Raw genomic sequence first — 3,407 nt, forward strand, 5'->3', positions numbered from 1 at the left:
TGCGCTTCCAACTGCGCGACGGTGCCGTCCTCGATCCAGGCCACGGCCAGCGCGCTCATCACCCCGGGCACGTTCCAAGTGGTGGCCATGATGGTGCGCTCCAGCTTCTTTACCCACGGCGCCGGCGCTGCAACAAACCCCACGCGCAAGCCGGTGGCGACGCTCTTGGAAAACCCGCCGACGTACACCGTGCACTCAGGCGCCAAGGTCGCCAGTGGCGGCTGCGCCTCTGCGGCCAGAAACGCATAGGCCGCGTCCTCGATGATTATCAGGTGGTGCTGACGGGCAATGCTGACCAGTTGCTCGCGCTGCGCCAGGCTCATCACCCAGCCCAACGGGTTGTGCACGGTCGGAATGCTGTACACCGCACGCACCGGGCGTTTGCTGCACAGGCGTTGCAGTGCGTCCAGGTCCGGGCCGCGGGCAGTGACCGGGATGGCGACGAGTTCCAGGTGCAGGGTTTCGGCCAGCACCTTGAAGCCTGAATAGGTCAGTGCATCAACGGCGACCACATCCCCAGGCTTGAGCAACGCCATCAGGGTCACCGCCAGCCCATGCTGCGCGCCGCTGACCACCAGCACCTGCTCGGCCTCAACACTCAGGCCCCGGTTCAACAGGTGCCGCGCCACCGCCGCGCGCTCGTGCAGGCGGCCGGCGTGGGGCTGGTAACGCAGCAAGGCGTCGAGGTCGCCCGACAGCGCCAGTTGGCGCAAAGCCGTGCGCAACAGATCGGCCTGGCCCGGCAGCGATGGGTAGTTGAAGTTGAGGTCGAGCATGCCGGTTGCGACGTTCATTTGCCCACTGCCCTGCCCCGGCGGTAACGAAATCTCACGCACAAAAGTGCCCCGCCCGGTTTCACCACTGACCAGGCCCATGGCCTCAAGCTCGGTGTACACGCGGCTGGCGGTGACCACGGCCAGGCCGTGGTCGGCGGCCAATTGTCGGTGGGTGGGCAGGCGTGTGCCGGGCGCCAGTGCGCCGCTGCGGATGTCCTCGGCGTAGGTGTCGACCAACGACTTGTAGCGGGCGCGTGGCATCGGTGATGTATCCATGACAATTTTTTGATTGTCTTAATCTTCAATCCTAGGATGGCCAAACGCAACTTATCCTTTCGAGCACGCCCTCATGGAACGCACCTCACGCCTCAATACCCTCGACAACAGCACCCAAGGCTGGATCAACGGCTTTATCGGCGTGGTGATTTTCAGCGGCTCGCTGCCGGCCACACGGCTGGCAGTGATGCAATTCGACCCGGTGTTCCTGACCATGATCCGCGCCACCCTCGCCGCTGCGCTGGGGCTGTGCCTGCTGTGGCTGTTCAAGGAGAAACGCCCCGCGCGCACCCAATGGGCACCGCTGGCAATCGTCGCGCTCGGCGTGGTCATCGGCTTCCCATTGCTCACAGCGCTGGCGCTGCAATACGTGACGTCTGCCCATTCCATCGTGTTTATCGGCCTGCTGCCGCTGGCCACGGCGGTGTTTGGCGTGCTGCGTGGCGGTGAGCAGCCGCGCCCGGTGTTCTGGTTGTTTTCGAGCCTCGGCAGCCTGCTGGTGATGGGCTATGCCGTTGCCCAAGGCTTGAGCGCCGCGCCCGCCGGTGACGTGCTGATGTTATTGGCGGTGCTGGTGTGCGGTTTGGGCTATGCCGAGGGCGCCAAGTTGTCGCGCAGCCTGGGCGGTTGGCAGGTGATCTGCTGGGCGCTGGTGGTGTCGCTGCCGGTGGTGGCGCCGTTGAGTCTGATCCTGGCACCCGCGACCTTGACCGGCATCAGCCTGCCGGCCTGGCTGAGCCTGGGTTATGTGTCGCTGTTCAGCATGCTGATCGGCTTTGTGTTCTGGTATCGCGGCCTGGCCCAGGGTGGCATCGCCGCCGTCGGCCAGTTGCAGTTGCTGCAGCCGTTCTTCGGCCTGGCGCTGGCGGCGGGCCTGCTGCATGAGCAGGTCAGCCTGGGCATGCTGCTGGTAACCGTTGCGGTGATCGGCTGCGTGGTCGGGGCGAAGAGATTTTCACGCTAGCCACGTTAGCGTTGCGGCGCGACCATCTTGAACTTGATGTTGATGTCATTGGACACCACGCTGTTGCCCGCCCATTCGCCCTCGCCGATCTTGAAGTCGGCGCGCTTGAGCACGAACTCACCGTCGAACACACCGATGCCGCTTTGCTCCTTGAGCACCACAGTGATAGCCACCGGCCGCGTGATGCCCTTGATCGTCAGGTTGCCGGTGATTGTGTAGCGGTTATCACCCAGCGCCGTGGCGCCGCTGGATTCATACACGCCGACCGGATAGGCCGCCGTGTCGAACCACGCCGGTTGCTGCAACTGGGTATTGGCGTCCTGGCTGCCGGCGTCGATGCTGGCGAGCTGGATCTTGAGCAACGCACGCGCCGCTTCGGGCTTTTGCGTATCAAAACTCAGGGTGCCTTCAAAGTCGCTGAAGGTGCCATACACCCGCTGCCCGAATTGCTGAAAGGTAAAGCTGATCTGGCTGGCCGTGCGGTTGACGTCTTTGTATTGCGCGGCCTGGGCGTTGGCAAACCAACCAAAGACGAGGGCCAGCATTACGACCAGGGACATTCGACACTTCATGGAACACTCCGCAAAAGGAAGAACAAACGTGCTGAGCTAACACGCCACGGCATGGATTTATTCCCTTTCGATGCATGCCCTGCTAAACAGAGTAGTCGCCAAAAGAAACAATAAGGACTTTGCATGCACACCCCTTCCCTGCAGGACACCACCGCCCCCGAAGGCATTTGCTACGGCTGCGGCGCCAGCAACCCGCACGGCCTGCACATCAAGAGCCGTTGGGATGCCGATGGCGTCCATGTCATCGCCGAGCATCAGCCGGACGCCAAATACAGCGGCTGGCCCGAGCTGGTCTACGGCGGCCTGATCGCCATGCTGGTGGACTGTCACTCCAACTGGACCGCCATGGCCTACCACTACCGCGCCGAGCAGCGCGAACCCGGCAGCCTGCCGCGCATCGACTGCGTCACCGGCAACCTCGGGATCAAATTCATCAAACCCACTCCCATGGGCATAACGCTGAGCCTGCGCGCGCGGGTCGAGGGCGAAGTGGGGCGTAAAAGTCGCGTGGTCTGCGAGGTGTACGCCGGTGACGTGCTCACCGCCATCGGCGACTCGGTGTTCGTGCGCGTCGATACCCGGCAACTGTCAGATTCCGCCCATGGCCGCGTGCGCTGATCCTGGTCTACAGTGATTGCCACCGCTAATCGAGGAATGCACCGATGACTCGTCTCACCGCGAAAGACTTTGCCCCCGAACTGCTGGAACTCTACGACGGCTACGCCCACGGCAAGCTCAACCGCCGCGAATTTCTCGACCGCGCCGCGCTGTTCACCTTCGGCGGCCTCACCGCTTCCGCGCTGCTGGCAGCCCTGAGCC

At 63.6% G+C, this 3,407-nt stretch carries 4 protein-coding genes and 1 pseudogene; 3 read left to right on the forward strand and 2 right to left on the reverse strand.

The features are described 5' to 3' along the window. Positions 1-1,037, reverse strand: a 1,037-nt coding sequence (locus tag E0F99_RS29360) for an aminotransferase-like domain-containing protein (protein WP_130909117.1), incomplete at its 3' end; no start/stop codon positions are given. A gap of 88 nt (positions 1,038-1,125) precedes the next feature. Between E0F99_RS29360 and E0F99_RS29365 the strand changes: the two genes are divergently transcribed. Beyond that, a complete protein-coding gene (locus E0F99_RS29365; protein ID WP_083358617.1) occupies positions 1,126-2,016 on the forward strand; it encodes a DMT family transporter in 891 nt (296 codons plus the stop codon). Between the two features lie 5 nt (positions 2,017-2,021). Here E0F99_RS29365 and E0F99_RS29370 read toward each other — a convergent pair whose 3' ends face one another. After that, the gene (locus tag E0F99_RS29370) at positions 2,022-2,576 is read right to left on the reverse strand and encodes a YceI family protein (RefSeq protein WP_083358618.1); all 555 of its coding nucleotides are present in this window, start codon (positions 2,574-2,576) and stop codon (positions 2,022-2,024) included. 135 nt (positions 2,577-2,711) lie between these two features. Between E0F99_RS29370 and E0F99_RS29375 the strand changes: the two genes are divergently transcribed. Together E0F99_RS29375 and E0F99_RS29380 are read left to right on the forward strand one after the other, a co-directional pair. Further along, positions 2,712-3,206, forward strand: a complete 495-nt coding sequence (locus E0F99_RS29375; RefSeq protein ID WP_083358619.1) for a PaaI family thioesterase — start codon at positions 2,712-2,714, stop codon at positions 3,204-3,206. A 44-nt stretch (positions 3,207-3,250) separates the two neighbouring features. Then, positions 3,251-3,407 (forward strand): annotated as a pseudogene (locus E0F99_RS29380) (YghX family hydrolase); the annotation flags it as partial.

It is taken from the genome of Pseudomonas antarctica (genome assembly GCF_900624995.1).
Lineage (GTDB): Bacteria > Pseudomonadota > Gammaproteobacteria > Pseudomonadales > Pseudomonadaceae > Aquipseudomonas > Aquipseudomonas antarctica.

Coding starts and splice junctions, on each gene's coding strand:
- E0F99_RS29365 (WP_083358617.1), top strand. CDS start 1,126: ATGGAACGCACCTCACGCCTCAATACCCTCGACAACAGCACCCAAGGC.
- E0F99_RS29370 (WP_083358618.1), bottom strand. CDS start 2,576: ATGTCCCTGGTCGTAATGCTGGCCCTCGTCTTTGGTTGGTTTGCCAAC.
- E0F99_RS29375 (WP_083358619.1), top strand. CDS start 2,712: ATGCACACCCCTTCCCTGCAGGACACCACCGCCCCCGAAGGCATTTGC.